29 protein-coding genes are annotated in these 23,005 nt (G+C 68.4%); 12 read left to right on the top strand and 17 right to left on the bottom strand.

Annotated features, from left to right (window positions below; all coding sequences use genetic code 11):
* Positions 1–7: 7 nt before the first annotated feature.
* Positions 8–676, bottom strand: coding sequence for a dihydrofolate reductase family protein (locus tag ACW14X_RS18425; protein WP_457162907.1), 669 nt, complete (start codon positions 674–676; stop codon positions 8–10).
* Between the two features lie 43 nt (positions 677–719).
* Here ACW14X_RS18425 and galE point away from each other — a divergent pair, with 43 nt between their 5' ends.
* The gene (gene galE, locus ACW14X_RS18420) at positions 720–1,697 is read left to right on the top strand and encodes a UDP-glucose 4-epimerase GalE (protein WP_160026790.1); all 978 of its coding nucleotides are present in this window, start codon (positions 720–722) and stop codon (positions 1,695–1,697) included.
* 121 nt (positions 1,698–1,818) lie between these two features.
* On the opposite strand, the gene ACW14X_RS18415 is transcribed toward galE, so the two are convergent.
* From ACW14X_RS18415 to ACW14X_RS18405, 3 genes are all read right to left on the bottom strand, one after another.
* Complete coding sequence (locus ACW14X_RS18415; RefSeq protein ID WP_457162906.1) at positions 1,819–2,382, bottom strand: hypothetical protein; 564 nt, start codon at positions 2,380–2,382, stop codon at positions 1,819–1,821.
* Positions 2,360–2,725 (bottom strand): helix-turn-helix domain-containing protein, encoded by a 366-nt coding sequence (locus ACW14X_RS18410; protein ID WP_457162905.1) that lies wholly within the window; start codon positions 2,723–2,725, stop codon positions 2,360–2,362. The genes ACW14X_RS18415 and ACW14X_RS18410 overlap by 23 nt, the downstream gene beginning before the upstream one ends.
* Positions 2,726–2,941: 216 nt before the next feature.
* The gene (locus tag ACW14X_RS18405; protein WP_457162904.1) at positions 2,942–3,898 is read right to left on the bottom strand and encodes an asparaginase; all 957 of its coding nucleotides are present in this window, start codon (positions 3,896–3,898) and stop codon (positions 2,942–2,944) included.
* 28 nt (positions 3,899–3,926) lie between these two features.
* On the opposite strand from ACW14X_RS18405, the gene ACW14X_RS18400 reads away from it, so the two are divergent.
* Positions 3,927–4,862 carry a sulfite exporter TauE/SafE family protein gene (locus ACW14X_RS18400; protein ID WP_160026787.1) on the top strand — a complete coding sequence of 312 codons (936 nt, stop codon included), beginning with the start codon at positions 3,927–3,929 and terminating at the stop codon, positions 4,860–4,862.
* 101 nt (positions 4,863–4,963) lie between these two features.
* Here ACW14X_RS18400 and ACW14X_RS18395 read toward each other — a convergent pair whose 3' ends face one another.
* Together ACW14X_RS18395 and rfbB are read right to left on the bottom strand one after the other, a co-directional pair.
* Positions 4,964–6,346, bottom strand: a complete 1,383-nt coding sequence (locus ACW14X_RS18395) for a sugar nucleotide-binding protein (RefSeq protein ID WP_457162903.1) — start codon at positions 6,344–6,346, stop codon at positions 4,964–4,966.
* Between the two features lie 5 nt (positions 6,347–6,351).
* Positions 6,352–7,350: a dTDP-glucose 4,6-dehydratase gene (rfbB, locus tag ACW14X_RS18390; protein WP_400466988.1), complete on the bottom strand. Its 999-nt coding sequence runs from the start codon at positions 7,348–7,350 to the stop codon at positions 6,352–6,354.
* 94 nt (positions 7,351–7,444) lie between these two features.
* Between rfbB and rfbA the strand changes: the two genes are divergently transcribed.
* On the top strand, positions 7,445–8,317 hold the full coding sequence (gene rfbA, locus ACW14X_RS18385) for a glucose-1-phosphate thymidylyltransferase RfbA (RefSeq protein WP_350842106.1): 873 nt from the start codon (positions 7,445–7,447) through the stop codon (positions 8,315–8,317).
* Between the two features lie 6 nt (positions 8,318–8,323).
* Here the strand turns inward: rfbA and ACW14X_RS18380 are convergent, their stop codons facing one another.
* Both ACW14X_RS18380 and ACW14X_RS18375 read right to left on the bottom strand, forming a co-directional pair.
* Complete coding sequence (locus ACW14X_RS18380; RefSeq protein ID WP_160026783.1) at positions 8,324–8,701, bottom strand: phosphomannose isomerase type II C-terminal cupin domain; 378 nt, start codon at positions 8,699–8,701, stop codon at positions 8,324–8,326.
* 140 nt (positions 8,702–8,841) lie between these two features.
* Entirely contained in the window at positions 8,842–10,008 is a 1,167-nt protein-coding gene (locus ACW14X_RS18375; RefSeq protein ID WP_400466980.1) for a nucleotide sugar dehydrogenase, read from the bottom strand.
* Between the two features lie 89 nt (positions 10,009–10,097).
* Between ACW14X_RS18375 and ACW14X_RS18370 the strand changes: the two genes are divergently transcribed.
* The 5 genes from ACW14X_RS18370 to cysC all read left to right on the top strand — a co-directional run bounded on the left by ACW14X_RS18370 (position 10,098) and on the right by cysC (position 14,847).
* A complete protein-coding gene (locus ACW14X_RS18370) occupies positions 10,098–10,385 on the top strand; it encodes a helix-turn-helix transcriptional regulator (RefSeq protein ID WP_160026781.1) in 288 nt (95 codons plus the stop codon).
* Positions 10,385–11,236, top strand: a complete 852-nt coding sequence (locus ACW14X_RS18365; protein WP_457162902.1) for a HipA N-terminal domain-containing protein — start codon at positions 10,385–10,387, stop codon at positions 11,234–11,236. Before ACW14X_RS18370 ends, ACW14X_RS18365 begins: the two co-directional genes overlap by 1 nt.
* A gap of 168 nt (positions 11,237–11,404) precedes the next feature.
* On the top strand, positions 11,405–12,319 hold the full coding sequence (gene cysD / locus ACW14X_RS18360; protein ID WP_160026779.1) for a sulfate adenylyltransferase subunit CysD: 915 nt from the start codon (positions 11,405–11,407) through the stop codon (positions 12,317–12,319).
* Positions 12,319–13,569, top strand: a complete 1,251-nt coding sequence (locus ACW14X_RS18355; RefSeq protein WP_201451214.1) for a sulfate adenylyltransferase subunit 1 — start codon at positions 12,319–12,321, stop codon at positions 13,567–13,569. Before cysD ends, ACW14X_RS18355 begins: the two co-directional genes overlap by 1 nt.
* A gap of 90 nt (positions 13,570–13,659) precedes the next feature.
* Positions 13,660–14,847: an adenylyl-sulfate kinase gene (gene cysC / locus ACW14X_RS18350; RefSeq protein ID WP_457162901.1), complete on the top strand. Its 1,188-nt coding sequence runs from the start codon at positions 13,660–13,662 to the stop codon at positions 14,845–14,847.
* A gap of 13 nt (positions 14,848–14,860) precedes the next feature.
* On the opposite strand, the gene ACW14X_RS18345 is transcribed toward cysC, so the two are convergent.
* Positions 14,861–16,012, bottom strand: a complete 1,152-nt coding sequence (locus tag ACW14X_RS18345; protein ID WP_457162900.1) for an FAD-dependent oxidoreductase — start codon at positions 16,010–16,012, stop codon at positions 14,861–14,863.
* Between the two features lie 112 nt (positions 16,013–16,124).
* Between ACW14X_RS18345 and ACW14X_RS18340 the strand changes: the two genes are divergently transcribed.
* Positions 16,125–16,724 (top strand): TetR/AcrR family transcriptional regulator, encoded by a 600-nt coding sequence (locus ACW14X_RS18340; protein ID WP_457162899.1) that lies wholly within the window; start codon positions 16,125–16,127, stop codon positions 16,722–16,724.
* 37 nt (positions 16,725–16,761) lie between these two features.
* Here the strand turns inward: ACW14X_RS18340 and ACW14X_RS18335 are convergent, their stop codons facing one another.
* Genes ACW14X_RS18335 through ACW14X_RS18325 form a run of 3 tightly spaced genes read right to left on the bottom strand, consistent with a single transcriptional unit; the run spans position 16,762 to position 18,447 of the window.
* Positions 16,762–17,586 (bottom strand): 3-keto-5-aminohexanoate cleavage protein, encoded by an 825-nt coding sequence (locus ACW14X_RS18335; protein ID WP_457162898.1) that lies wholly within the window; start codon positions 17,584–17,586, stop codon positions 16,762–16,764.
* Positions 17,568–18,152: a hypothetical protein gene (locus tag ACW14X_RS18330; protein ID WP_457162897.1), complete on the bottom strand. Its 585-nt coding sequence runs from the start codon at positions 18,150–18,152 to the stop codon at positions 17,568–17,570. The genes ACW14X_RS18335 and ACW14X_RS18330 overlap by 19 nt, the downstream gene beginning before the upstream one ends.
* Positions 18,136–18,447, bottom strand: coding sequence for a hypothetical protein (locus ACW14X_RS18325; RefSeq protein WP_350842086.1), 312 nt, complete (start codon positions 18,445–18,447; stop codon positions 18,136–18,138). Before ACW14X_RS18325 ends, ACW14X_RS18330 begins: the two co-directional genes overlap by 17 nt.
* Before the next feature lie 159 nt (positions 18,448–18,606).
* Here ACW14X_RS18325 and ACW14X_RS18320 point away from each other — a divergent pair, with 159 nt between their 5' ends.
* Both ACW14X_RS18320 and ACW14X_RS18315 read left to right on the top strand, forming a co-directional pair.
* Positions 18,607–19,125 carry an RNA polymerase sigma factor gene (locus ACW14X_RS18320; protein WP_457162896.1) on the top strand — a complete coding sequence of 173 codons (519 nt, stop codon included), beginning with the start codon at positions 18,607–18,609 and terminating at the stop codon, positions 19,123–19,125.
* Complete coding sequence (locus tag ACW14X_RS18315; RefSeq protein WP_457162895.1) at positions 19,122–19,745, top strand: hypothetical protein; 624 nt, start codon at positions 19,122–19,124, stop codon at positions 19,743–19,745. The genes ACW14X_RS18320 and ACW14X_RS18315 overlap by 4 nt, the downstream gene beginning before the upstream one ends.
* A 78-nt stretch (positions 19,746–19,823) precedes the next feature.
* On the opposite strand, the gene ACW14X_RS18310 is transcribed toward ACW14X_RS18315, so the two are convergent.
* The 5 genes from ACW14X_RS18310 to ACW14X_RS18290 all read right to left on the bottom strand — a co-directional run bounded on the left by ACW14X_RS18310 (position 19,824) and on the right by ACW14X_RS18290 (position 22,475).
* Positions 19,824–20,123 (bottom strand): DUF1416 domain-containing protein, encoded by a 300-nt coding sequence (locus ACW14X_RS18310; protein ID WP_160026772.1) that lies wholly within the window; start codon positions 20,121–20,123, stop codon positions 19,824–19,826.
* Positions 20,123–20,971: a sulfurtransferase gene (locus ACW14X_RS18305; RefSeq protein WP_160026771.1), complete on the bottom strand. Its 849-nt coding sequence runs from the start codon at positions 20,969–20,971 to the stop codon at positions 20,123–20,125. The genes ACW14X_RS18310 and ACW14X_RS18305 overlap by 1 nt, the downstream gene beginning before the upstream one ends.
* 34 nt (positions 20,972–21,005) lie before the next feature.
* Positions 21,006–21,452, bottom strand: a complete 447-nt coding sequence (locus ACW14X_RS18300) for a DUF4395 domain-containing protein (RefSeq protein WP_160026770.1) — start codon at positions 21,450–21,452, stop codon at positions 21,006–21,008.
* Between the two features lie 241 nt (positions 21,453–21,693).
* On the bottom strand, positions 21,694–22,155 hold the full coding sequence (locus tag ACW14X_RS18295; RefSeq protein WP_201451213.1) for a thioredoxin family protein: 462 nt from the start codon (positions 22,153–22,155) through the stop codon (positions 21,694–21,696).
* A gap of 29 nt (positions 22,156–22,184) precedes the next feature.
* Positions 22,185–22,475 carry a MerR family transcriptional regulator gene (locus ACW14X_RS18290; protein WP_160026768.1) on the bottom strand — a complete coding sequence of 97 codons (291 nt, stop codon included), beginning with the start codon at positions 22,473–22,475 and terminating at the stop codon, positions 22,185–22,187.
* 93 nt (positions 22,476–22,568) lie between these two features.
* Here ACW14X_RS18290 and ACW14X_RS18285 point away from each other — a divergent pair, with 93 nt between their 5' ends.
* Positions 22,569–23,003 (top strand): Hsp20 family protein, encoded by a 435-nt coding sequence (locus ACW14X_RS18285; protein ID WP_160026767.1) that lies wholly within the window; start codon positions 22,569–22,571, stop codon positions 23,001–23,003.
* Positions 23,004–23,005: the final 2 nt, after the last annotated feature.

The following is a 23,005-nucleotide window of genomic DNA, read 5'->3' as shown; positions in this document are numbered from 1 at the left end:
GAAGCAATCAGAGGAGCCAACGTCCGAGCAACGTGCCCTCGTGCTCGATGAGCGAACCCAACGACACCGGTACGTCCGTGGGTGGCCCGGTCACGATCCGCCGGCCGTCGCCGGCGAGGAGCTTGGGCGTGATCGTGTGGCAGAGCTCGTCGACAACGCCGGCCTCGAGCAGCGAGCCGAGAAGGGCCGGCCCGCCCTCGCACAGCACATGCTGCATGCCCTCCTCGTGCAGCCGGTCGAGGAGCGCCGGCAGGTCGACCTCGGAGGTGCCGGTGACGTAGACGTTCTCCTCGCCGATCTCCTCGCGCGCGGCATCCAGGCCGGGCGCCTCGGCCACCGTGGCGAGCCGGACCGCGCCGGGCTCGCAGCCGCGGAGACCGTCGGGGATCCGGCCGCGGCGGGAGACGACGACGATCGGCGCGCCCTTGGCCTGGTACGTCTCTGCGACGGCGGTCCCGGCGCCGACCAGAACGGCGTCGGCGAGGTCGCGCAGGACGTGGAAGACGTCGACGTCGACCGCGTTGTTGACCGTGCCGGAACGGCCGTCGGAGCCGGTCGCCGCACCGTCCAGGGAACTCACCATGTTGGCCCGCAGCCATGGCAGGCGGGGCGGCGCGTAGATGGCGCGCAGGCCTTCAGGGGTCGTCGGGTCGCCGTCACCGTGCAGGAGCCTCACCCCGCAAACCTAACCGCTCAGGGCACCCCGCTATCTTCATCGCATGAGTTGGTTGGTTACCGGAGGCGCGGGCTACATCGGATCGCACGTCGTGCAGGCACTGCTCGACGCGGGCATGGAGCCGGTCGTCATCGACGACCTGTCCTCGGGGTTCGCGAAGTTCGTGCCCGACAACGTCACGTTCGTCGAGGCGACGCTGCTGGACAAGTCCGCGATCGAGCAGGCGATCTCCAACCACGGCGTCGAGGGAGTCATCCACCTCGCCGGCTTCAAGTACGCAGGCGTGTCGGTGCAGCGGCCGCTGCACACGTACGCACAGAACGTCACCGGCACCGCCAACCTCCTCGAGGCGATGACGGCCACCGGTGTCGACAAGCTGGTCTTCTCCTCCTCCGCCGCGACCTTCGGCACTCCGGACGTCGACCTGGTCACCGAGACCACGCCGACCAACCCGGAGAGCCCCTACGGCGAGTCGAAGCTGATCGGCGAGTGGCTGATCGCCGACGTGGCGCGCGCCGAGGGGCTCGCCCACACCAGCCTGCGCTACTTCAACGTCGTCGGGTCCGGCAGCAAGGACCTCTACGACACCAGCCCCCACAACCTCTTCCCGCTCGTCTTCGACGCGCTGGCCAAGGGCAAGACGCCGCAGATCAACGGCGACGACTACCCGACCCCCGACGGCACCTGCGTACGCGACTACGTGCACGTCGCCGACCTCGCCCACTCCCACGTCGTCGCCGCCAAGCGGCTCGCCGAGGGCAAGGACCTCGAGCCGGTCTACAACCTCGGCTCGGGCGACGGCTCCTCCGTACGGCAGATCATGGATGCCATCCGCGAGGTCACCGGCATCGACTTCGAGCCGGTCATCAAGCCGCGTCGCCCCGGCGACCCCGCCCGCATCGTCGCCACCGGCGAGCTCGCCCGGCGCGACCTCGACTGGGAGATGCGCCACGACCTGCGCTCCATGGTCGCCACCGCCTGGGAGGCCCGCCAGGCCGCCGGCGCCGACTACCCGAGCTGACTTCGGAGGGGATGTTCACCGAGGTAACTCGGTCAACGCCCACTTCCCTCGTGGAACTCGATGAAATAACCGACGGCTCACCGAGTTACCTCGGTGAGCCGTCGGGCATGAAGGGCCAGGATCAGGCCTTCTTGGCAGCCGTCTTCTTGGCCGGAGCCTTCTTGGCGGGGGCCGGCTTCTCGGCCGGAGCCTCGGCCTTCGGGGCCTCCGCCTTGGGAGCCTCGGCCTTGGGAGCCTCAGCCTTCGGAGCCTCGGCCGGGGCCTCAGCGGTCTCGGACTTCTTGAACTTCGCGACGAAGGTCTCACCGCGGGTGGCGAGCTTGTCGTAGGTGCCGGTGGCGGAGCCGGTGGTCTCGTCGAGCTTGGCCTTGACGGTGGTCTTCAGCTTCTCGGGGAGAACGGTGTACTGCTCCTTGGCCAGGGCCGGGAGGGACTTCGGGTCGAAGCCGGTCACGGTGGACTTGGCAGCGGTGGCCTTCTCGGTCGCCTGGGTGCGGTAGGCGGTCGCCTTCTCGGTCGCCTTGGAGCGGGCGTCGGTCAGCTTGGTGGTCGCCTCGGAGCGGTAGCCGTCGACGCGCTTCTGCAGGTCGGTGGCGAGGTCCTTGACGGTCTCGTAGGCGAGGTCCGCGACACCGGCGACGGCGTTGAGGGGCTTGGTGGTCTCAATCTTGGGCAGGGTGGGCATCTGGGTTCTCCTCGTGATGGGGTTCAGCGGTTTCATCGGCGGCCGGCGCATCGTCGGTGACACGACTGTTGAGAGCAAGGAACGAGTGATAGACGTCGAGCAGCGAGTGCTTCTGCCGCTCGGTCAGGCTCGGGTCGGCGAGCACGGCGAGCTCCACGGACCCCCCGACGTTGGAGTCGGGGCTGAGGATCCCGGCACGGACATAGACCTGCTCCGCCGAGATACGCAGCGCCTTGGCGATCTGCTGGAGGACCTCAGCCGATGGCTTGCGCAGACCGCGCTCGATCTGGCTGAGGTAGGGGTTGGACACACCTGCTTGGTCGGCGAGCTGACGCAGAGACATCTCAGCCGAGATCCTCTGTTCCTTCAGATACTCGCCGAGCGTGCCAACCGCACTCGTGACCTTGCTCTTGACCATGACTCCAGTGTGCTAACAATTGCTAGCAAACGCAAGGCCTGAGCAACCGAAGTGACACACATCACCCACTAGTTGCCTCATCAACCGGCGAAAACGCGCGAAACCACGCCATCCTCGACTCGCTAGCAGACCGCTAGCAGATCACAGAAGAGCGCGGATCTCCCCGACGCGTCGCCCGCCACCGAAGATCGGCGCGTCGCCGGTCGCGCGCACGGCATCGGCATCGACCCCGTCGAGGTCACCGACCCCGTCGCGCAGCAGAGCGGCGGCCATCACCGCCGCCCGCGCCCGGTCGCCGCCGTCGTCGGCCTTCAGCGCCCACGCGCGGCCGTCGGGAAGCGCGACGGCGTAGACCGCCTCGGCCCCCAGCTTGCCGATCAGCCCGGGTACGGCCCGGTGCAGCGCCACCTCGTCGCGGGTCGTGCCCGACACGTACTCGGGGTGGGACCGGATCGCCTCGGCGACCCGCGCGGCCGGGCCGTCGACCGCCGAGCCGATCATCGAGAACGCCCGCGCCAGACCGGTCAGCGACGTGGACAGGGCCGGCGCCCCGCAGCCGTCGACGGTGGCGTACGCGGACTCGCCGGTGCACGCCTCGAGCACCTCCTGGATTCCCTCCTGGAGCGGGTGCTTCGGGTCCAGATAGTCCTCCAGCGGCCAGCCTGCCGCGACGCAGGTGGCCAGCATCGCGGCGTGCTTGCCGGAGCAGTTCATCGCCAGCCGGGTCTTCGGCTCACCGCGACGGAGCGCCTCCTCCCGCGCCTCGACACCGAACGGGTAGTCCTCGATGTTGCCCAGCGCGGACTCGTCCAGGCCGACGGTGGCGAGGATGCGGCGTACGCCCTCCTGATGGAACGCCTCGCCCGAGTGGGAGGCGCAGGCGAGGGCGAGCAGGTCGGGCGGCAGGTCGAGGCCGAGGATCACCATCGCGAGGGCCTGGACCGGCTTGTTCGAGGAGCGCGGCAGGATCGGGGAGTCGACGTCACCGAGCGACCAGCTCACGGTTCCGTCGGCCGCCAGGGAGACGGCGGACCCGTAGTGGTGTCCCTCGACGAAGTCGGAGCGGATGATCTCGGCGAACGGCACTGGTGCTGGCATGGGGGCGAGACTATGTGAGAGTTGCCCCGTGTTCGCCGACCTCCTCACCCAAGACGCGCTCAGCGTGCTCGTGGTCAGCTTCGGTATCGGCATCGTCGTCGGGCTGACAGGCATGGGCGGTGGCGCCCTGATGACGCCGGCGCTGATCTTCCTCGGGGTGCCGCCGACGACCGCTGTCGCCAACGACCTCGTCGCCGCCTCGGTCAACAAGTCGGTCGGGGCCGCGGTGCACTGGCGCCACGGCTCGCCCAACATCAAGCTGGCGACGTACCTCATCATCGGCTCGGTGCCGTGCGCGTTCCTGGGCACCTTCGTCCACAAGCTGGCGCCGGGCGACACCGACCACTTCCTCAAGCTCGTCCTCGGCGGGGCTCTTCTGTTCGCGGCGGCTTCCTACATGTTCCGGATGTACCTGCAGCTACGTCTGGTCACCGGCGGCAACGAGGCTCCCGAGGAAGATCCCCGCCTGAAGCCGCTGCTCACCGTCGTCATCGGCGCGCTCGGCGGTCTGCTGGTCGGCATCACCTCGGTCGGCTCCGGCTCGGTCATCATGATCGCGCTGCTGCTGGTCTACCCGACCCTCTCCGCGGTGAAGCTGGTCGGTACGGACCTGCTCCAGGCGGTACCGCTCGTCCTGGCCGCCGCGATCGGCCAGGTGCTCAACCACGGCGTCGAGTGGGCGGTGCTGATCCCGCTCATCCTCGGCGGCACCCCCGGCACGTTCCTCGGCTCCCGGATGGCACGCTGGGTCTCCCAGTCCGTCATCCGGCGCGGCATCGTCATCATGCTGACGCTCTCCGGCGCCAAGATGCTCGGCGCCGACGCCACCTTCCTGCTGCTCCTCGGCGGCGCGATGCTGCTCCTCGGCCCCCTCCTGTGGGGCTTCATCCGCCAGTCGCGCGGCCTGGAGGCCTTCGACAACAACGCCGCCGCCTGGCGGCTGCCGGAGCGTTCGGAGAAGTAGCACGCCGAGTCGGCTCGTTCTGACCAGATCCGATTCCGAGTCGGCTCGTTCTAACGAGCCGACTCGGCATGTTTCTCCGTCAGAACGAGCCGAGTCGGCAGTCAGGCCTTCAGGTAGCGGCGCAGGGCGTCGAGGTGGTCCTCGGGCTCGAACCCCGTGGCGGTGAGCTTGTCGAGGGACATCACCGAGTTGAGCGGTCGCGGCGCGACGCCCTCCTTGCCCGCGAAGTAGGCCTCGGTCGAGGTGGCGCCCACATCGGCCCGGTCACGCCCCGACAGCGAGAACACCTCGGCGGCGATGTCCCGCCACGAGCACGGCTCCCCCGCGTTGGTGCAGTTGTAGACCCCGTACGCAGCCTCGGACCGCAGCAGGTGAGCGGTGGCCGCGGCGAGGGTGTCGGTGAAGGTGAGTCGGCCGATCTGGTCGTCGACCACGGTCGGCGAGACGCCCTTCTCGGCGAGAGCCGCCATGGTGCGTACGAAGTTCTTGCCGTCGCCGACGACCCACGAGGTGCGCAGGATGTAGTGACGAGCGGTGCCGGCGACCGCGATGTCGCCGGCGGCCTTGGACTGGGCGTAGACGCCGAGGGGCGAGACCGGTTCGTCCTCGGTGTGCTCGGTGGCGGTGCCGTCGAAGACGTACTCGGTGGAGTAGTGCACCAGGGTCAGCCGGTGCTCGGTGGCGACCCGGGCGAGCAGCGCGGGAGCCGTCGCGTTGGCGGCCCAGGCGGTACGCCGGCCGTCGGCCGTCTCGGCGACGTCGACGGCCGTGTAGGCCGCGGCGTTGAGGATGAGCTGGTAGTCGGGCCACGGCCAGGCCGCGACCGCCTTCTCGTCGGAGATGTCGAGCTCGTCGAGGTCGACCGCGTCCGCATCCGGGAAGACCGACACGAGGGCCCGGCCGAGCTGGCCGTTGGCGCCGATGATCAGGGTCTTCTTCGGCTTCATCGGGGTGATCTCGGCCAAGCGCGGGTTGGCGAGATCCTTCTCGGAGATCTCGGCCGACTCCAACGGGATCGGCCACGGGATCGCGGCGGTCTCGTCGGCGAGGTTGAGCGCCGGGTAGGCGAACCCGGGACGCCAGTGGTCGTTGACCAGGTAGGAGTAGACGGTGCGGTCCTCCAGCGCCTGGTAGGAGTTGCCGACCCCACGCGGCACGAAGACGGCGGTCTCCGGGCCGATCTCGATCGAGAAGGTCGCTCCGAAGGACGGCCCCTCACGCATGTCGACCCACGCCGCGAACACCCGCCCGCACGCGACGGAGACGAACTTGTCCCACGGCTCGGTGTGGATCCCTCGGGTCGCGCCGCGAGCGGCGTTGAAGGACATGTTGTTCTGCACCGGGCCGAAGTCGGGGAGCCCCAGCTCCACCATCTTCTGGCGCTGCCAGTTCTCCTTGAACCAGCCGCGAGCATCACCGTGCACGGGCAGATGGACCACCAGGAGACCGGGGATCGGGGTCTCCTCGACACGAAGCTCAGTCACCGAGATCACTGCCCCTTCGCGGCGTACTTGGCTTCGGTCTCGTGCTTGAGCGGCGACCACCAGGCCTCGTTCTCCTGGTACCAGGCGATCGTCGCGGCCAGGCCCTTGTCGAAGTCCTGGTACTTCGGCTCCCAGCCGAGCTCGCTGCGCAGCTTGCCGGACTCGATGGCGTAGCGACGGTCGTGGCCGGCGCGGTCGGTGACCCACTCGATGTCGTCCTCGGGGCGCCCGAAGTGACGCAGGATCGCGCGGACGACGTCGACGTTGGACTTCTCCCCGTCGGCACCGATCAGGTACGTCTCCCCGATCCGGCCCTTCTCCAGGATCGTCCAGACCGCCGAGGAGTGGTCGTCGGTGTGGATCCAGTCGCGCACGTTGAGCCCGTCGCCGTAGACGCGCGGCCGGCGTCCCTCGATCACCTCGGTGATCTGACGCGGGATGAACTTCTCGACGTGCTGCCAGGGGCCGTAGTTATTGGAGCAGTTGGAGATCGTCGCGCGTACGCCGAAGGAGCGCACCCAGGCGCGGACGAGGTGGTCGGAGCCGGCTTTGGAGGCCGAGTAGGGCGAGGACGGCTGGTAGGGCGTGTCCTCGGTGAACCGCTTCGGGTCATCGAGGTCCAGGTCGCCGTAGACCTCGTCGGTGGAGACGTGGTGGAAACGTACGTCGTGACGCCGGACCGCCTCGAGGAGCACGAAGGTGCCGACGATGTTGGTCTGGACGAACGGAGCCGGGTCGGAGAGCGAGTTGTCGTTGTGCGACTCGGCCGCGTAGTGCACCACGGCATCCGACTCCGCCACCAGCGGCTCGACGACCGCGGCCTCCGCGATGTCGCCGACCACGAGCCTCACCCGATCCTCCGGGAGCCCCGCCAGCGATGCCTCCGAGGAGGCATAGGTCAGCTTGTCGAGCACCGTCACGTACGCATCGGTGTTGGCCACGAGGTGGTGCACGAAGTTGGAGCCGATGAACCCGGCCCCGCCTGTCACAAGAATCCGTCTCACCGGTTCATCGTAGGCAGAATTAACCACCCGGTGGTCGCCTCGCCCCGGTGGGTTCCCTAGAACGTGGGGTGAACATCCGTAGGATCAACTGACCATGAAGGGGATCATCCTTGCCGGAGGCACCGGCTCACGTCTGCACCCGATCACACTCGCGATCAGCAAGCAGCTGATGCCGATCTACGACAAGCCGATGATCTACTACCCGCTGACCACGCTGATGCTGGCCGGGATCCGGGACATCCTGGTGATCACGACGCCCCACGAGGCCTCCGGGTTCCACCGGCTCCTGGGTGACGGCAGCCATCTCGGCGTCAACATCAGCTACGCCGAGCAGCCCTCCCCCGACGGCCTCGCCCAGGCGTTCACGATCGGCGCCGACGTCGGCTTCCTCGACGAGTCCGAGGACGGAGTCGGCCTCGTCCTGGGTGACAACATCTTCTACGGCCCCGGCCTCGGCACCCAGCTGGCCCGCTTCAAGACGATCACCGGCGGCGCCGTCTTCGGCTATCGCGTCGCCGACCCGCGCGCCTACGGCGTCGTCGAGTTCGACGAGAACCGCAAGGCCATCTCCTTGGAGGAGAAGCCCGAGAAGCCGAAGAGCCCGTACGCCGTCCCCGGTCTCTACTTCTACGACAGCTCGGTCATCGGGCACGCCCGCAACCTGAAGCCGTCGGCGCGCGGCGAGCTCGAGATCACCGACCTCAACCGGATCTACCTCGAGGCCGGCACGCTCTCGGTCGAGGTGCTGCCGCGCGGCACCGCCTGGCTCGACACCGGCACCCTCGAGGACCTCAACGAGGCCGCCAACTTCATCCGCGCCATCGAGCACCGCCAGGGCACCAAGATCGGCGCCCCCGAAGAGGTCGCCTGGCGCCAGGGCTGGCTCTCCGACGAGGAGCTCTCCCGGCTCGCCCAGCCGCTGCTGAAGAGCGGCTACGGGAAGTACCTGCTCGGCCTGCTGGCCTAGGCGGAATCAGGCCTCCGCCGCGACCGCGGCCGTCTGCTCGGCGCGACCGAAGTCGTCCTCGAGGCGGACGATGTCGTCCTCGCCGGTGTAGCCACCGCGCTGGACCTCGATGATCGAGAGCGGCTCGTCGGTCTCGTTGCAGATCCGGTGGGCCTGGCCGACGGCGACGTCGACGGACTCACCGGGGCCGGCGATGGTGGTCACGCCGTCGATGATGCAGGTCGCCTTGCCGTAAATGACCACCCAGTGCTCGGAGCGGTGCGTGTGGGTCTGGTAGGAGAGGCGGCTGTTGGGCAGCACCTCGATCCGCTTGACCTTGTAGCCCGGACCGATGTCGATGACGTGCCACGAACCCCAGGGGCGGGTCTCGGAGTCACCAGCCATGATGTTGCCTCATTCCTAGAACTGAACAGAAGACGCGACCATAACTGTACGCATCCGCGCACGGTTCATTGCGAACCGATGTTCACCGGTCCGTTACCCGCAGGTCGCCCACGGGAGCAGAACTCTTCCGCCGGAGGGCCTCAGTCGCGCCCGTAGATGTCGCGCGTGTAGACCTTGTCGGCCACATCGGCGAGCACGTCGGTGCGCCGGTTGGCGATGATCACGTCGGCCCGCTGCTTGAACTCGTCGAGGTCCTTGATGATCTCGGAGTGGAAGAACTCCGGCTCGTCGAGCTCGGGCTCGTAGATGACCACCTCGACGCCCTTGGCCTTGATCCGCTTCATCACGCCCTGGATCGAGGACTCGCGGAAGTTGTCCGAGCCGGACTTCATGATCAGCCGGTAGACCCCGACCACCTTCGGCTCGCGCCGCAGGACGTCGGTGGCGACGAAGTCCTTGCGCGTGGTGTTGGCCTCGACGATCGCCGAGATGAGGTTCTGCGGGACGTCTTGGTAGTTGGCCTGCAGCTGCTTGGTGTCCTTGGGCAGGCAGTAGCCGCCGTAGCCGAAGCTCGGGTTGTTGTAGTGCGAGCCGATCCGGGGGTCCAGGCCGACGCCCTCGATGATCTGGGTCGTGTTGAGCCCGTGGGTGGCGGCGTAGGTGTCCAGCTCGTTGAAGTAGGCGACCCGCAGGGCCAGGTAGGTGTTGGCGAACAGCTTGATCGCCTCCGCCTCGGTGGCGCCGGTCATCAGCACCGGTACGTCGGGCTCGAGCGAGCCCTCGAGCAGCAGCTCGGCGAAGCCCTTCGCCGCCGGGGAGTCGTCGCCGACGACGATGCGGGAGGGGTGCAGGTTGTCGTGGAGCGCCTTGCCCTCGCGAAGGAACTCGGGGCTGAAGAAGAGCGTCACCTCGGGGTGCTGCTCGCGCTTGGCCGCGATGTAGCCGACCGGGATGGTCGACTTCACCACGATCGCCGCCTCCGGCGCGTAGGTCACCGCGTCGGCGATCACGCTGTCGACGGTGGAGGTGTCGAAGTAGTTCGAGGCCTCGTCGTAGTTCGTCGGGGTGGCGACGATGACATACGCGGCGTCCGCGTAGGCGTCCTCCTTGTCGAGGGTCGCGCGCAGGCCGAGCTCCTTGGTGGCCAGGAAGGTGGTGATCTCGGCGTCCTCGATCGGGGTCTTGGCCGCGTTGACCAGGTCGACCCGCTCCTGGGAGATGTCCAGGACGACGACGTCGTGCTTCTGGGCGAGCAGGACGGCGAGCGACATCCCGACGTAGCCCACGCCGACAACGGTGATCTTCATGTTCGGCACTGTAAGCAGCGGTTCGAGACCGGGCACAGCACATAAAGCAGCGATGTTCCCGTACGGGAACATCACGTATAGTGTTCATCGTGCCGTCGCCGTACCTGACCTCACCGGCCGCCTTCGGGTCAGCCGTGCGCTCCGCCCGGCGCCGCGCCGGACTCACCCAGAGCGACCTGGCACACCGGGCCGGCGTGGGCCGGCGGTTCGTGGTCGACGTCGAGTCCGGCCACCCGCGCGCCGAGCTCGGCAAGGCGCTCGCGCTGCTGGAGGTCCTCGACGTCTACCTGGCGCCCACGCAGCTCTCCCCGATCGCCCCGCCCCTGGAGGACGTCGACCTCGACGCCGTCCTGGCCCGCTGCCTGACCAACACCTGATGCGAGAGCTGTACGCCTTCGCCGGCCGCCGCCGGATGGGCACCTTCCGCCAGGTCGGCGACCGGATCGACTTCACCTACGCCGAGACCGCCGGCCCGACGCCCATCTCGCTCTCCCTCCCCCGCACCGGCCCCGCCCTGAACCCGGGAGCAGCCCGCGCCTGGCTGGACAACCTGCTCCCCGCCCGCGAGGACGTACGCCGCAGATGGGCGCGCGAGCGAGGGCTGCCCGACACCGAGCCGATGACGCTGCTCGCCTCCTACGGCGACGACCTCCCCGGCGCGGTCTCGCTCTCGGCCGACCCCGACCTGCCCTGGCGCCGGGCGCCGCACCCCGTCGAGGCGCCACTGCCCGAGATCACGACCCGGCTCGCGGCGCTGCGCAACCAGCCCACCTCGTGGCTCGACCAGCGGGCGCGGCCCCGGTTCTCCCTCGGTGGCCACCACGGGAAGTTCGCGCTGCGGCGGGCCTCGGGGAAGTGGTTCTGGCCTACGTACGAGCACCCCTCGACGCACATCCTGCGCCCGACGACACCCGAGGAGGCCTCCGCAAGGATCGCCGACCTGGGCCGGGCCCGCTCCGCCGGGATCCCCGCGACCCGCACCGAGCTGGCCACCTTCGGCGCGCAGGCGGCGCTCGTCACGGAGCGCTGGGACCGGCTCGGCGGCCGGCGCATCCACGCCGAGACGATCCGGCAAGCGCTGGGCCTCCGGCCGGGCGAGGACCTCGACCCCGGCGGCGTACGCGACCTGTTCCTGCGGTGCGATCTGGCACCGTCTCCGGCAGACGACGTCGACAAGATCGCCTTCCTGCTGGCCGGGGACCGGGTCGCCGTGGCGCCGCGGCGCTGACCACGTCACGCCGGCCATCTCACCGTGCGAGTGGCGCTTCCGGACATGGCCCGTCGCCTGCGTACACTCGGATTCCTGCCCACGCGGGGATGGGACATTTCGCCGTGCCGTGGAAGCCGCCACTAGCATGGGCGCCTCAACCTGACGGAGAGGTCCTCTGGTTCCGTAATGACTGCAACACACGCCGACTACCGGCTCAGCCAGCTCGACCAGCTGGAAGCCGAGTCGATCCACATCTTCCGCGAGGCCGCGGCCGAGTTCGAGAAGCCTGTCCTGATGTTCTCGGGGGGCAAGGACAGCATCGTGATGCTGCGACTTGCGGAGAAGGCTTTCTTCCCCGCCAAGATCCCGTTCCCCGTTCTCCAGATCGACAACGGCCTCGACTTCCCCGAGGTCGCCGAGACCCGTGACCGCTGGGTCAGCCGTCTGGGCGTACGCCTGGTGATCGCGAGCATCGATGACGCCATCGCGCGCGGCATCGTCGTCGACGACGGCAAGACCTCGCGCAACCGGCTCCAGACGCCCACCCTGCTGAACGCGATCGAGGAGAACGGCTTCACCGCCGCCTTCGGTGGCGGTCGCCGCGACGAGGAGAAGGCCCGCGCCAAGGAGCGCGTCTACTCCCACCGCGACGAGTTCGGCCAGTGGGACCCCAAGATGCAGCGCCCCGAGCTCTGGTCGCTCTACAACGGTCGCCTCCACGAGGGCGAGCACATGCGGGTCTTCCCGATCTCCAACTGGACCGAGCTGGACATCTGGGACTACATCGGCCGCGAGGGCATCGAGATCCCGAAGGTCTACTTCGCCCACCAGCGTCGCGTCTTCGAGCGCGACGGCATGCTGCTGACCGAGACCCCGCTCAACCCGCTGCGCGAGGGCGAGGTCGTCACCGAGCGTACGGTCCGCTACCGCACCTGCGGCGACATGACCCTGACCGGCTGCGTCGAGTCGACCGCATCCACGATCCCCGAGATCATCGAGGAGGTCGCCGCCGCCCGGGTCACCGAGCGAGGCGCGACCCGCGGTGACGACCGGTTCTCCGAGGCTGCCATGGAGGACCGCAAGAAGGAAGGTTACTTCTGATGGCCATGGACCTTCTGCGGTTCGCCACCGCCGGTTCGGTCGACGACGGCAAGTCCACCCTCATCGGGCGGCTGCTGTTCGATTCGAAGTCGATCTTCACCGACCAGCTCGAGTCGGTCGAGAAGACCTCGCAGGACAAGGGCCACGGCTACGTCGACCTGTCGCTGCTGACGGACGGACTGCGGTCCGAGCGCGAGCAGGGCATCACCATCGATGTCGCCTACCGCTACTTCGCGACGCCCAACCGCAAGTTCATCATCGCCGACACCCCGGGCCACGTGCAGTACACGCGCAACATGGTCACCGGTGCGTCCACCGCCGACCTCGGCCTGGTGCTCGTCGACGCTCGTCACGGCCTGACCGAGCAGTCGCGCCGTCACGCGGTGCTGCTCTCGCTGCTGCGCGTGCCCCACCTGGTCCTGTGCATCAACAAGATGGACCTCGTGGACTACTCCCAGGAGGTCTACAACAAGATCTCGGCCGAGTTCACCGCGTTCGCGACCAAGCTGAACATCCCGGACCTCGAGGTCATCCCGATCTCGGCGCTCCAGGGCGACAACGTGGTGACCCGCTCCACCAACATGGACTGGTACTCCGGCCCGACGCTGATCCACCACCTCGAGCACGTCCACGTCGCCTCCGACCGCGACCTGGTCGACGTACGCCTTCCGGTGCAGTACGTCATCCGGCCGAAGTCCGACGACCACCACGATTACCGCGGCTACGCGGGCCAGGTCGCCGGTGGCGTGCTCAAGCCGGGCGACGAGGTCATGGTGCTCCCCTCCGGGATGACCAGCAAGATCGCCGGGATCGACCTGTTCGACAAGGAGATCCCCGAGGCGTTCCCGCCGATGTCGGTGACCGTCCGCCTCGAGGACGACGTCGACGTGAGCCGCGGCGACATGATCTCGCGGGTCAAGAACGCCCCCGAGCCGAGCCAGGACATCGACGCGATGATCTGCTGGATGACCAACGCTCCGCTGCGTCCGCGGCAGAAGCTGGCCATCAAGCACACCTCCAACTCGGCGCGAGCGCTGGTCAAGGACATCCAGTACCGCCTGGACGTCAACAGCCTCCACCGCGACCTGGAGACCAAGGAGCTCGGCCTCAACGAGATCGGCCGCGTGCAGCTGCGCACCACCAAGCCGTTGCTGTGCGACCCCTACTCGAAGAACCGCACCACCGGCTCCTTCATCCTCATCGACGAGGCGACCGGCGTCACCGTCGGCGCGGGCATGATCAACGACTGATCAGTCGAGCCATTCAGGACTGGGCGGCGCATTCCGGCAACGGGATGCGCCGCCCGTTCTCCATCTCATACGACCTCAACAGGTGATCTTGTGCCTCAGCAGTTCTCTCCCACCCCGCGCGAGCTCGACGACATCGAGCTGATCGTCTCCGGCACCCTCCCGGGTCCACTGAACGTCCCCGGGTCGGCGTTGTCGCTGGCCCTCCCCGCGTCCGTTGCCGAGAGCGCGGCCGCGGACGGCGCGGTGGAGATCGTCGACCCCGAGGGACTGCCGATCGCGCAGGTCACCTGGCCCGCCGGCGAGGTCACCGGCCTCTCCACTCCCGCCTACGGCCCGTTCCGTCGGCTCTACCTCACCCCGTCACAGACCCGCGAGGCGTACGCCGGGCGGACGGTCGTGCCGGTCACCGACGCGCTCACCACCGCCGAGATCGCCGAGATCGCGGCCCTCGGGCCGGTGCTGCTGCTCGCTCTGGTCGGGCACGGCACCCCGTCGCTCTCCCCCGTCGCGCTGCTGCGGGCCTCGTTGCTGGCCGCGGACGCACTGCCCGACGCGGCCGTGGTCGCGGTGCCGTTGGCTTCACACGACGACCCCGAGGCCGACCACGCGCTCGGCGTGGCGGTCGTCGCGGCGTACGCAGGGGGTGACCCGGTCCACGCGCTGGCCGCTCCCACCTCGGAGGACTACCCCGACGAGATCGCCGCGGTCATCGACCGCGACCAGCCCGCTCCCGAGGAGCAGGGCCTGGTCGTCTTCTTCACCGGCCTGTCCGGCTCCGGCAAGTCCACGCTCGCCCGCGCCCTGATGGACCGGATCCTGGAGCAGGGTGCGCGTACGGTCACCTCGCTCGACGGCGACGTCGTGCGCCGCAACCTGTCGGCCGGGCTGACCTTCTCCAAGGAGGACCGGGAGACCAACATCCGCCGGATCGGCTGGGTCGCAGCCGAGATCTCGCGCCACGGCGGCCTCGCCGTCTGCTCCCCCATCGCGCCCTTCGACTCGACTCGCCAGGACGTACGCGGCTACGTGGACGACGCCGGCGGCGCCTTCTTCCTGGTCCACGTGGCCACGCCGCTGGAAGAGTGCGAGCGGCGCGACCGCAAGGGCCTCTACGCCAAGGCCCGGGCCGGCGAGATCCCCGAGTTCACCGGGATCTCCTCGCCCTACGAGGAGCCGGCCGACGCCGACGTACGCGTCGACACCACCGGCCGCTCCATCGACGAGGCCCTCGATGACGTGATCGAGGGCCTGCGTTCGGCGGGCTACCTGTCGCTGTGACCAGGCCGCGCGCTCAGCGGTCGCGGTAGACCAGACCGGACAGGCGCCAGGCCAGCATCCGGCGGACGCGCGGGAGCCGCGCGAGAGTCGACAGCACCAGGTTCCGTACGCTCCGCCGGACCCCCTGCGCGATGCCGAACCGGGTCAGGCGGTCGGAGAGCTCGATGACCTCCTCGGCGACGGGCCGGCGCCGAGCAGCGTAGGTGTCGAGCGCGGCTTCGTCGCCGTGGGCGATGGTCGCGACGAGGGCGTCGCCGAGCACGACGGCGTCCTGGATACCGGTGTTCATGCCCTGGCCGCCGGCGGGGCTGTGGACGTGAGCGGCGTCGCCGGCGATCAGTACGCGGCCCGCACGGTAGGCGTCGGCCACGCGGTGATGGACCCGGAAGCGCGAACCCCAGATCACCTCGGTGACCTTGACCGGGCTCTTGATGCTGCCTCGCTGGTCGAGGAGGGCCTGGACGTAGTCGACGTCGGGGTTCTCCGGTGCCTCGGGCACCGGCGCGACGAACCGGAACGAGCCGTCGGGCAGCGGCGCTGAGACCAGGGTGCCCTCGGGCGAGAAGTAGAGGATGACCTCGTCGTGGGGCAGGTCGCCCTCGACGCGTACGTCGGCGAGGCTGAAGGACTCGGCGTACTTCCCTCCCGGGAAGCCGATCCCGGCCTTGTCGCGCACGATGGAGTGCATGCCGTCGGCGCCGACGAGGTAGCGCGCCCGGATCTCGGTGCCGTCCTCGGTGGTGGCGGTGACGCCGGCGTCGTCCTGGACGAGGTCGACGAGGGTGAGCGGCCGACGTACGTGACCGCCGAGCTCGGTGAGGCGATCGAGGAGGACCCGTTCGGTGACCGCCTGGGAGACCATCAGTGCATAGGGGAAGTCGCTGGGGAGGTCGTCGAAGCGGATCGGCACCAGGACCTTGTCGCGGTCACGGATGGTGAAGCGCGGCGCCTCGATGCCTTCCTTGACCAGGCGCGCGGAGACGCCGAGATCGGCGAGGACCTCCAGAGTGCGGGCGTGGACGACCGCGGCCCGAGAGGTGTTGTCTCCGGAGGCCTGGTTGTCGATGACGGTGACGTCGATGCCGGCCGCGGCCAGCTTGGCCGCCACCGCCAGCCCGGTGGGGCCGGCGCCGACGACGAGCACATCAGTGGTGATGGTGGACATGATGCTCTCCTTGCTCTGACGGGAAGGTCAACACGTGTTGGCCAACTGATGTTGACCAAGTTAGTGCACTGCCGCCATTGACGTCAACGGCTGTTGGCCTACAATTGTTGGCATGACCGAGACCCGCCGATCCGGAGCCGAGACCCGCGAGCGCATCCTCGCCGTCGCTCGCGAGCACTTCGCGCAGCAGGGATACGACCGCACCACCATCCGCTCGATCGCCTCAGCGGCGCAGATCGACCCGTCGATGGTGATGCGCTACTTCGGCAACAAGGAGGAGCTCTTCAAGGTCGCCGCCTCGATCGACCTGGCCCTCCCCGACCTCTCCGCGACTCCGGAGGGCGAGGTCGGCCGCGTGATGACCGCCCATTTCGTACGCACCTGGGACTCCGAGGGCACCCTGATGGCCCTGCTCCGCCGAGCAGCCTCGGACCCTCAGGCCGCGGAGCAGATGCGGAGCATCTTCGCCACCCAGGTCGCCGCCGCCGTCGCTCCCCTGTGCCCCGACCCGGCCCAGGCCGCCCGCCGGGCGGCCCTCGTCGCCACCCAGCTCCTCGGCATCGCGCTGGGCCGCTACGTACTCCACCTCCCGCCCATCGTCGAGATGGACCCCGAGGAGATCGTCGCCTGGGTAGGCCCGACGATCGACCGCTACCTCACCGCCGACTCGGCTCGACCTGACCACAACCAAGGCCGAGTCGGCTCGTCATGACGAGCCGACTCGGTGGAACCTTTACAGGCAGGAGCGCCTAGCGCTTGAGGCCGAGGAGCGCCCAGGCCTCGTCGCTGCTCATCGGCTCACGCTGCGCGACCGCAGCTGCCTCGACGGCTCGCTCGACGAGCTGGCGGTTGGCGTCGACCGGAACGCCCTTGGCGAGGGTGAGCACGTCCTCCATCCCCACCCGCAGATGCCCGCCCATGGCCAGCGAGGTGAGCATGACCGGGAGGGTCGAGCGGCCGATGCCGGTGGCCGACCACGAGGTCACCTCGTCCGGCAGAGCGGCGACGCCGGCGACCAGCGCGGCCGAGGTGCCGGGCATGCCACCGGGCACGCCCATGACGAAGTCGACGTGGACCTTGCCGCCGGCGGGCAACCCGTACTTCCCCAGCAGCCGCTGCAGCGCGGCGACGTGGCCCAGGTCGAAGAGCTCGAACTCCGGCACCACGCCGCGCTCCTGGGTGAGCTGGTAGAGCTCGGTGATGAACGGCCACGGGTTGGAGAAGACGTCGTCGCCGAAGTTCGTCGTGCCCATCGTCAGCGAGCACGAGTCCGGCCCGGCGTCGAGCACCTTCAGCCGCTTGTCCAGCGGGTCGTGGACCGAGCCGCCGGTGGAGAGCTGCACGATCAGCTCGGTCTTCTCGTGGAGCGCATCGACCGTCTCGGTGAGCCGTCCCAGGTCGAGCGTCGGCGCATGGTCGTCGTCGCGGATGTGGACGTGGATCATCCGCGCCCCCGCCTCCTCGCACTCGACGGCCGTCGCCACCAGCTCCTCGAGCGTCGTCGGCAGCTGCGGGCAGTCTTCCTTCGCGGTTTCCGCCCCGGTCGGCGCCACGGTCACAAGCAGTCCTGACATGAGGACAACCTATCGTCAAATGGCGCTTTGACCGCAAGATCTCCTTCATCGAGAGTTCGGGCCGGCCAAGGGCGCGACCACTCGCGGAAGGCGGCGACGAGTGCCAGTCCGCAGGCGGCGTAGAGGACCACGCCAGTGACCAGCGTCGGAACCGGCGGATTGTCCGTCGTTCCTCCCGAGAGAAGTAGGAAAAGGATCGGGGCAACCGACCCAGACACCCCGACCATCGCCAGCAACATCTGGATCCATGCCCTGCGGGAGCGCCCGACGATGACTCCGGCGACTACGCATGGGAGGAAGAGGAATCCCAGACTGTTGAAGAGCAGCAGCCCTGGCACCGGCGCGAGCCGCCACCAGCGCGTACGGCCCGAGAGGCGAGCGCCTCGGACCGCTCCCAGACCGAGGAACCCGAGCAGGGCCAGAGCGACGATCAGGCCCGTTCCCTCGAGGGTGAACGAGGGGTCGTCGGTGAAGCAGGCCATGAAGAGGCGGGCGAGGACTGCCCAGCCGACACCGAGACCGGCATAGAGGAGTACCGAGCGGCCGAGCTCAGTGCGCCTGGACACCTGGAGTCCTCCCGCTGTGTCCGACGGCGTTGCGGATGAAGTCGCCGACTCGCCTCACCAGGACGAAGACGCTGTCGGTGTGCTGACGCGTAGGCTTCGGAAGCCACTCCACGGCCTGCCCCGCGTTCTGTTCGCAGAGAGTCGCCTGATGTGCGATCTGCTCGGCGAGCCTCGCCTGTCGGCGAGCCTGCCTAGCGATCTGGACGCGGTGCCGAGCCTGGCGGGCGACGATCTCGCGGTCACGGTGCTCCGCCGCTAGATCCTGGGCGATGCTGGGGTCGTACATGTAAGACATTGGTCCCCTCCTCAGACCGAGACGAATTCGTAGAATCGCTTCGAAGACGTCTGTGCCGGGCCCGGAGGGTGACCGGTCGAAGGAGTTTCTTTTCCTGCTCGGGGGCTGTCACCCCCGTTCCCGTCTCACTCGTCAACGAGAGTGATGGGGACGAGTGCCATGGACGTAGATGCCGTCGCCGGCGAGGACGCCGACAACGGGCTTCTCGGGGCGCTTTTCACGAGCGAGGGAGCGGCTCTGGTGCACATGGCACGGTGGTACGTCGACGACAAGACCGCGGCGGAGGACCTCGTCCAGGAGGCTTTCATCCGGCTGGCCAGGCACGTCCACCGGCTACGGGACCCGAGCAAGGCGACGGCGTACCTACGGCGGACCGTCATCAACCTGGCGCGCGACCACAACCGCCGCGGGTTCGTGTCATTTCGCCACCGACCGCCCGCCGAACCCGACGAGCCATCGACCGAGGAACTGGCGGGCGACCGGGCGGATCGGGCCGAGGTGATCGCCGCACTGCGCGAGCTGCCCATGCGACAGCGCGAGTGCCTCACCCTGCACTACTACTACGACCTCGGTATCGCCGCGACCGCTTCCACGCTCGGCTTGTCGGAGAACTCCGTGAAGACGCACTTGAGACGTGGCCGGAAGACCTTGGCCAGAGTCCTGGAGGATGCCCGATGACTCGGCTCGACGACCTTCTGCGCGACGCGATGGGCGACCCGGGACGCCCACCGGAGCCCTCGAACGATCTCTTCGCCCGGGTGGTCGGCGGCATCGCCGACGACCGGGAGCGACGGCGTCGACGTCGTCGCATCGCCACACTCGTCGCACTCGTGACCGCGGCGGTCGCCGCCGTGGCCGTCCTCAACAAGATCCGTCAACTGAACGGGGAGGCAACCATGCCCTGGTGGACTCTCGAAATCGCGACCACCGTGCTGCTCATCGGCCTCGCACTTTGGCTCGGCCCACTGATCAAACGGTTCGGCCGTGCGTACGCTGCCGACGTCTTCCACGACAATCCGCGAACCGGCAAGAGCTACATCGTGCTGACCGACATCGTCTACTACCTGATCTTCACCGCGTACATCCTCGCCACGATCCGTTTCGAGCGGTCGTCGTACTGGTCCGGCACGTCGGACGGGATCACCGCCGACCAGCTCAGCGATACGCTCTTGCGCATCGCGGGGATCCTGTTCATCATCGGCTTCCTGCACGCGGTGAACATCGTTCTCATGCCCGTGCTCGGGCGGCTGTTCTCGCTGAATCGACGGCTTCCGCCCGGGACCTCGCACCCGAGCTGAGCTCCGGGTCGGCCCGAGAGATGCCACTGGCCCGCCCTGCGCGAACAGGACGGGCCAGTGATGCTTGATCTCTCGGCGTCAGCCGATCGGGATCGTCACCTCGGCGACGTTGCCGACGGCGGCGTGGACCTTCTTGTCCACGGGCTCCGCCTTCGGCGCGAGCGTACGCAGGGTCCACTCGCCGTTGCCGGCGAAGAACCGGAAGTGGCCGGTGGCCGAGGTGGGCACCTCGGCGGTGAACTCGCCGGTGCGGTCGAGCAGCCGGACGTACGCACCGTGGACCGGCTCGCCGTCACGGGTCACCTGACCCTGGATGACGGCCTCCTTGGCGACATCGACGCCGGCGAGCGAGAGCCCGCCCTCAGTCGCGCCGCACATCAGGCGACACCCGGCTCGTCGCCGGTCACAACCGGAACGCCGACGAGGGAGCCGTACTCGGTCCACGAGCCGTCGTAGTTCTTCACGTTCTCCTGGCCGAGGAGCTCCTTGAGCACGAACCAGGTGTGCGAGGAGCGCTCGCCGATGCGGCAGTAGGCGATGGTGTCCTTGCTCCAGTCGACGCCGGCCTCGGTGTAGATCTCCTTGAGCTCCTCGTCGGAGCGGAAGGTGCCGTCGTCGTTGGCCGCCTTGGACCACGGGACGTTGGCCGCGGTCGGGATGTGACCGGCGCGCTGGGCCTGCTCCTGCGGGAGGTGGGCCGGGGCGAGGAGGCGGCCGGCGAACTCGTCAGGCGAGCGCACGTCGACCAGGTTCTTGACGCCGATGGCCTCGACGGTCTCGTCGCGGAAGGCGCGGATCGAGAGGTCCTGGTCCTTGGCGGTGTAGCTGGCCGGCTCACGGGTGACGGTCTCGTCGGTGAGCTCGCGGGAGTCGAGCTCCCACTTCTTGCGGCCACCGTCGAGGAGCTTGACGTCCTGGTGGCCGTAGAGCTTGAAGTACCAGAAGGCGTACGCGGCGAACCAGTTGTTGTTGCCGCCATAGAGCACCACGGTGTCGTCGTTGGAGACGCCACGCTCGGAGAGCAGTGCGGAGAACTGGTCCTTGTTGACGAAGTCGCGGCGCACCTGGTCCTGCAGGTCGGTCGTCCAATCGAGCTTGATCGCGCCCTTGATGTGGCCCTTGTCGTAGGCGGTGGTGTCTTCGTCGACCTCGATCAGCACCACCTTCGGGTCATCGAGGTGCTCCTCCACCCACTGGGCGGAGACGAGGGAGTTCTCGCGGGTCATTGGTTACCTTTCGTTGTGTTTCTGGCGTTCAGGGTCAGGCGAAGCGCCTGATCAGCAGGTAGAGCTCGCAGCCGAGGCAGAACCGGAAGACGGCATTGAGCACGGCCGCCACCAGCGCGAGGCCGAGGGCGACCTGTGCCACGAGCGTGGCGCCGAGGAGGTAGCCCACGAGCGCGACCACGAGGAAGGCGAGGCCTACCCCCTGGGCGAATCGGGGCGGTGCCGGGTCCTCGAGCTCGTCCGGGGCCCCGAGCCGGGGACGTACGAACTTCTTGAAGAGCCAGGCGTGAGGGGTCCGCTGAACGCCGAGACCTGCCCCGATCGCGAAGAGCACCGTCTGAACGGCGGTCACCACCAGAGCCCACGGCTGCGGAAGCAGCAGAGCCAGGAGGATGACGACAACGGTCAGCGCCGCAGTGAACTGCGGGCCGCGCGGGTCGATTCCGGTCTGTGCCGCCGTCTTGCTCGAGGTCTCGGACATAGGTGTGCTCCTGCGAGAGTGGAGGGGAGGTCGTCAGGACGAGCCTGACAGGCGAAAGCGATCCCCGGTGTCGACAGCGCGACAAATCTCAGGGAATCAGCGGCAGGAACGACACAGCGCCGAGCGCACGCGGCAGTGATCCACTGCGCGGCGCTTGGTCAGCATGGTCGAGAACATGCGATGACAGTAGCGTGATGCTCGACGGCCACGAAACGAATGTCTCGGCATATGGACGAGCGTGTCAGGATTCGAGATTCACGGCAGGAATCGCACTCAGGACCTGTTCCTTGCGCGGAGCACCGGAGGCACGTGCGATCTCGTTGCCGGAGCCGTCGATCACCAGGGTCGTCGGCGTACGCATGATGTCGAGACGGCGCACCAGGTCGAGGTGGTGCTCGGCGTCGATCTCGACGTGCACCACGCCCGGGACGATGTCGGCGACCTCGCCGAGGATCCGCCGGGTCGCCCGGCAGGGCGCGCAGAAGGCGCTGGAGAACTGCACGAGAGTCGCGCGCGCACCGAGCTCGGTCTCACCCAGTGCGTCGGTGACCGCGTCCCACGCGTGCGGCTCGGGTGCGTGATCCTCGTGAGTCACATGGAGCTCCTTCGTGCCTCGGAAGCGGCCGTCGCTGAGCATCCGGAACAGGCCGAAGGCGAGGGCGGCGGCAATCGCGACGACGGCGATCCAGGCTCCGGTGCTCATAGAACTATTGAACCGGCAATCCGCTCCACTCATTCCCTCGCCGCGCGCCGAAGCCTCTCGTTGGCCACCTCCAGGCGGCGTACGTCCTCCTCCAGGGCGAGCACGCGGGCAATGCCGGCGAGGTTGAGGCCGTCAGCGAGAAGGTCACGGATGCGAACCAGACGCTCGACGTCGGCGCGGGAGTAGAGCCGGGTGCCACCCGAGGTCCGCGCAGGGTCGACCAGCCCGCGCCGCTCGTAGACACGGAGGTTCTGGATCTGCATGTCGGCCATCTCGGCCGCCACCGAGATGGCGTAGACAGCCCTGGTTCGCTCGGTCACACATCAATTCTGACACGTGGACTTGAAATCATCTAGCGCATGGGATATATGAAAGGTATATCCGCTGATATAGATCCCGTGAGGAGGGAAACCATGCTGATCCGAAGCACCGATCCGTTCCGCGAGTTCGATCGCATCACCCAGCAGCTCCTGGGCGGCGGCACCACCAACCGACCGGCCGTGATGCCCATGGATGCCTGGCGCGAGGGCGACCGGTTCGTCATCGAGTTCGACCTTCCCGGCGTCAGCCCGGACACGATCGACCTGGATGTCGAGCGCAACGTACTCACCGTCAAGGCCGAGCGGGTCGCCAGGAACGGCGACTGGCAGATGCTCGCCAACGAGCGCGTCCGTGGCAGCTTCAGCCGTCAGCTCGTGCTCGGCGACAACCTCGACCTCGACCACATCGAGGCTGCGTACGACGCCGGCGTGCTGCGCCTGGTCGTGCCGGTCGCCGAGAAGGCCAAGCCGCGCAAGATCCAGATCGCCACCAGCCCCAGGTCGGAGCCGGCCGCGATCGAAAGCTGAGT

Source organism: Nocardioides sp. YJ-D4, assembly GCF_054031495.1.
The sequence above is the reverse complement of the archived record's forward strand: the minus strand, read 5'-3'. Positions and strand labels throughout refer to the sequence as shown.

What these genes read in the sequence shown, in the direction of transcription:
- galE (WP_160026790.1), top strand. Translation starts at nt 720, where the DNA reads ATGAGTTGGTTGGTTACCGGAGGCGCGGGCTACATCGGATCGCACGTC.
- ACW14X_RS18415 (WP_457162906.1), bottom strand. Translation starts at nt 2,382, where the DNA reads ATGCCCACCCTGCCCAAGATTGAGACCACCAAGCCCCTCAACGCCGTC.
- ACW14X_RS18410 (WP_457162905.1), bottom strand. Translation starts at nt 2,725, where the DNA reads ATGTCTCTGCGTCAGCTCGCCGACCAAGCAGGTGTGTCCAACCCCTAC.
- ACW14X_RS18405 (WP_457162904.1), bottom strand. Translation starts at nt 3,898, where the DNA reads ATGCCAGCACCAGTGCCGTTCGCCGAGATCATCCGCTCCGACTTCGTC.
- rfbA (WP_350842106.1), top strand. Translation starts at nt 7,445, where the DNA reads ATGAAGGGGATCATCCTTGCCGGAGGCACCGGCTCACGTCTGCACCCG.
- ACW14X_RS18380 (WP_160026783.1), bottom strand. Translation starts at nt 8,701, where the DNA reads ATGGCTGGTGACTCCGAGACCCGCCCCTGGGGTTCGTGGCACGTCATC.
- ACW14X_RS18375 (WP_400466980.1), bottom strand. Translation starts at nt 10,008, where the DNA reads ATGAAGATCACCGTTGTCGGCGTGGGCTACGTCGGGATGTCGCTCGCC.
- ACW14X_RS18365 (WP_457162902.1), top strand. Translation starts at nt 10,385, where the DNA reads ATGCGAGAGCTGTACGCCTTCGCCGGCCGCCGCCGGATGGGCACCTTC.
- cysD (WP_160026779.1), top strand. Translation starts at nt 11,405, where the DNA reads ATGACTGCAACACACGCCGACTACCGGCTCAGCCAGCTCGACCAGCTG.
- ACW14X_RS18355 (WP_201451214.1), top strand. Translation starts at nt 12,319, where the DNA reads ATGGCCATGGACCTTCTGCGGTTCGCCACCGCCGGTTCGGTCGACGAC.
- ACW14X_RS18345 (WP_457162900.1), bottom strand. Translation starts at nt 16,012, where the DNA reads ATGTCCACCATCACCACTGATGTGCTCGTCGTCGGCGCCGGCCCCACC.
- ACW14X_RS18340 (WP_457162899.1), top strand. Translation starts at nt 16,125, where the DNA reads ATGACCGAGACCCGCCGATCCGGAGCCGAGACCCGCGAGCGCATCCTC.
- ACW14X_RS18335 (WP_457162898.1), bottom strand. Translation starts at nt 17,586, where the DNA reads ATGTCAGGACTGCTTGTGACCGTGGCGCCGACCGGGGCGGAAACCGCG.
- ACW14X_RS18325 (WP_350842086.1), bottom strand. Translation starts at nt 18,447, where the DNA reads ATGTCTTACATGTACGACCCCAGCATCGCCCAGGATCTAGCGGCGGAG.
- ACW14X_RS18320 (WP_457162896.1), top strand. Translation starts at nt 18,607, where the DNA reads ATGGACGTAGATGCCGTCGCCGGCGAGGACGCCGACAACGGGCTTCTC.
- ACW14X_RS18315 (WP_457162895.1), top strand. Translation starts at nt 19,122, where the DNA reads ATGACTCGGCTCGACGACCTTCTGCGCGACGCGATGGGCGACCCGGGA.
- ACW14X_RS18310 (WP_160026772.1), bottom strand. Translation starts at nt 20,123, where the DNA reads ATGTGCGGCGCGACTGAGGGCGGGCTCTCGCTCGCCGGCGTCGATGTC.
- ACW14X_RS18305 (WP_160026771.1), bottom strand. Translation starts at nt 20,971, where the DNA reads ATGACCCGCGAGAACTCCCTCGTCTCCGCCCAGTGGGTGGAGGAGCAC.
- ACW14X_RS18300 (WP_160026770.1), bottom strand. Translation starts at nt 21,452, where the DNA reads ATGTCCGAGACCTCGAGCAAGACGGCGGCACAGACCGGAATCGACCCG.
- ACW14X_RS18295 (WP_201451213.1), bottom strand. Translation starts at nt 22,155, where the DNA reads ATGAGCACCGGAGCCTGGATCGCCGTCGTCGCGATTGCCGCCGCCCTC.
- ACW14X_RS18285 (WP_160026767.1), top strand. Translation starts at nt 22,569, where the DNA reads ATGCTGATCCGAAGCACCGATCCGTTCCGCGAGTTCGATCGCATCACC.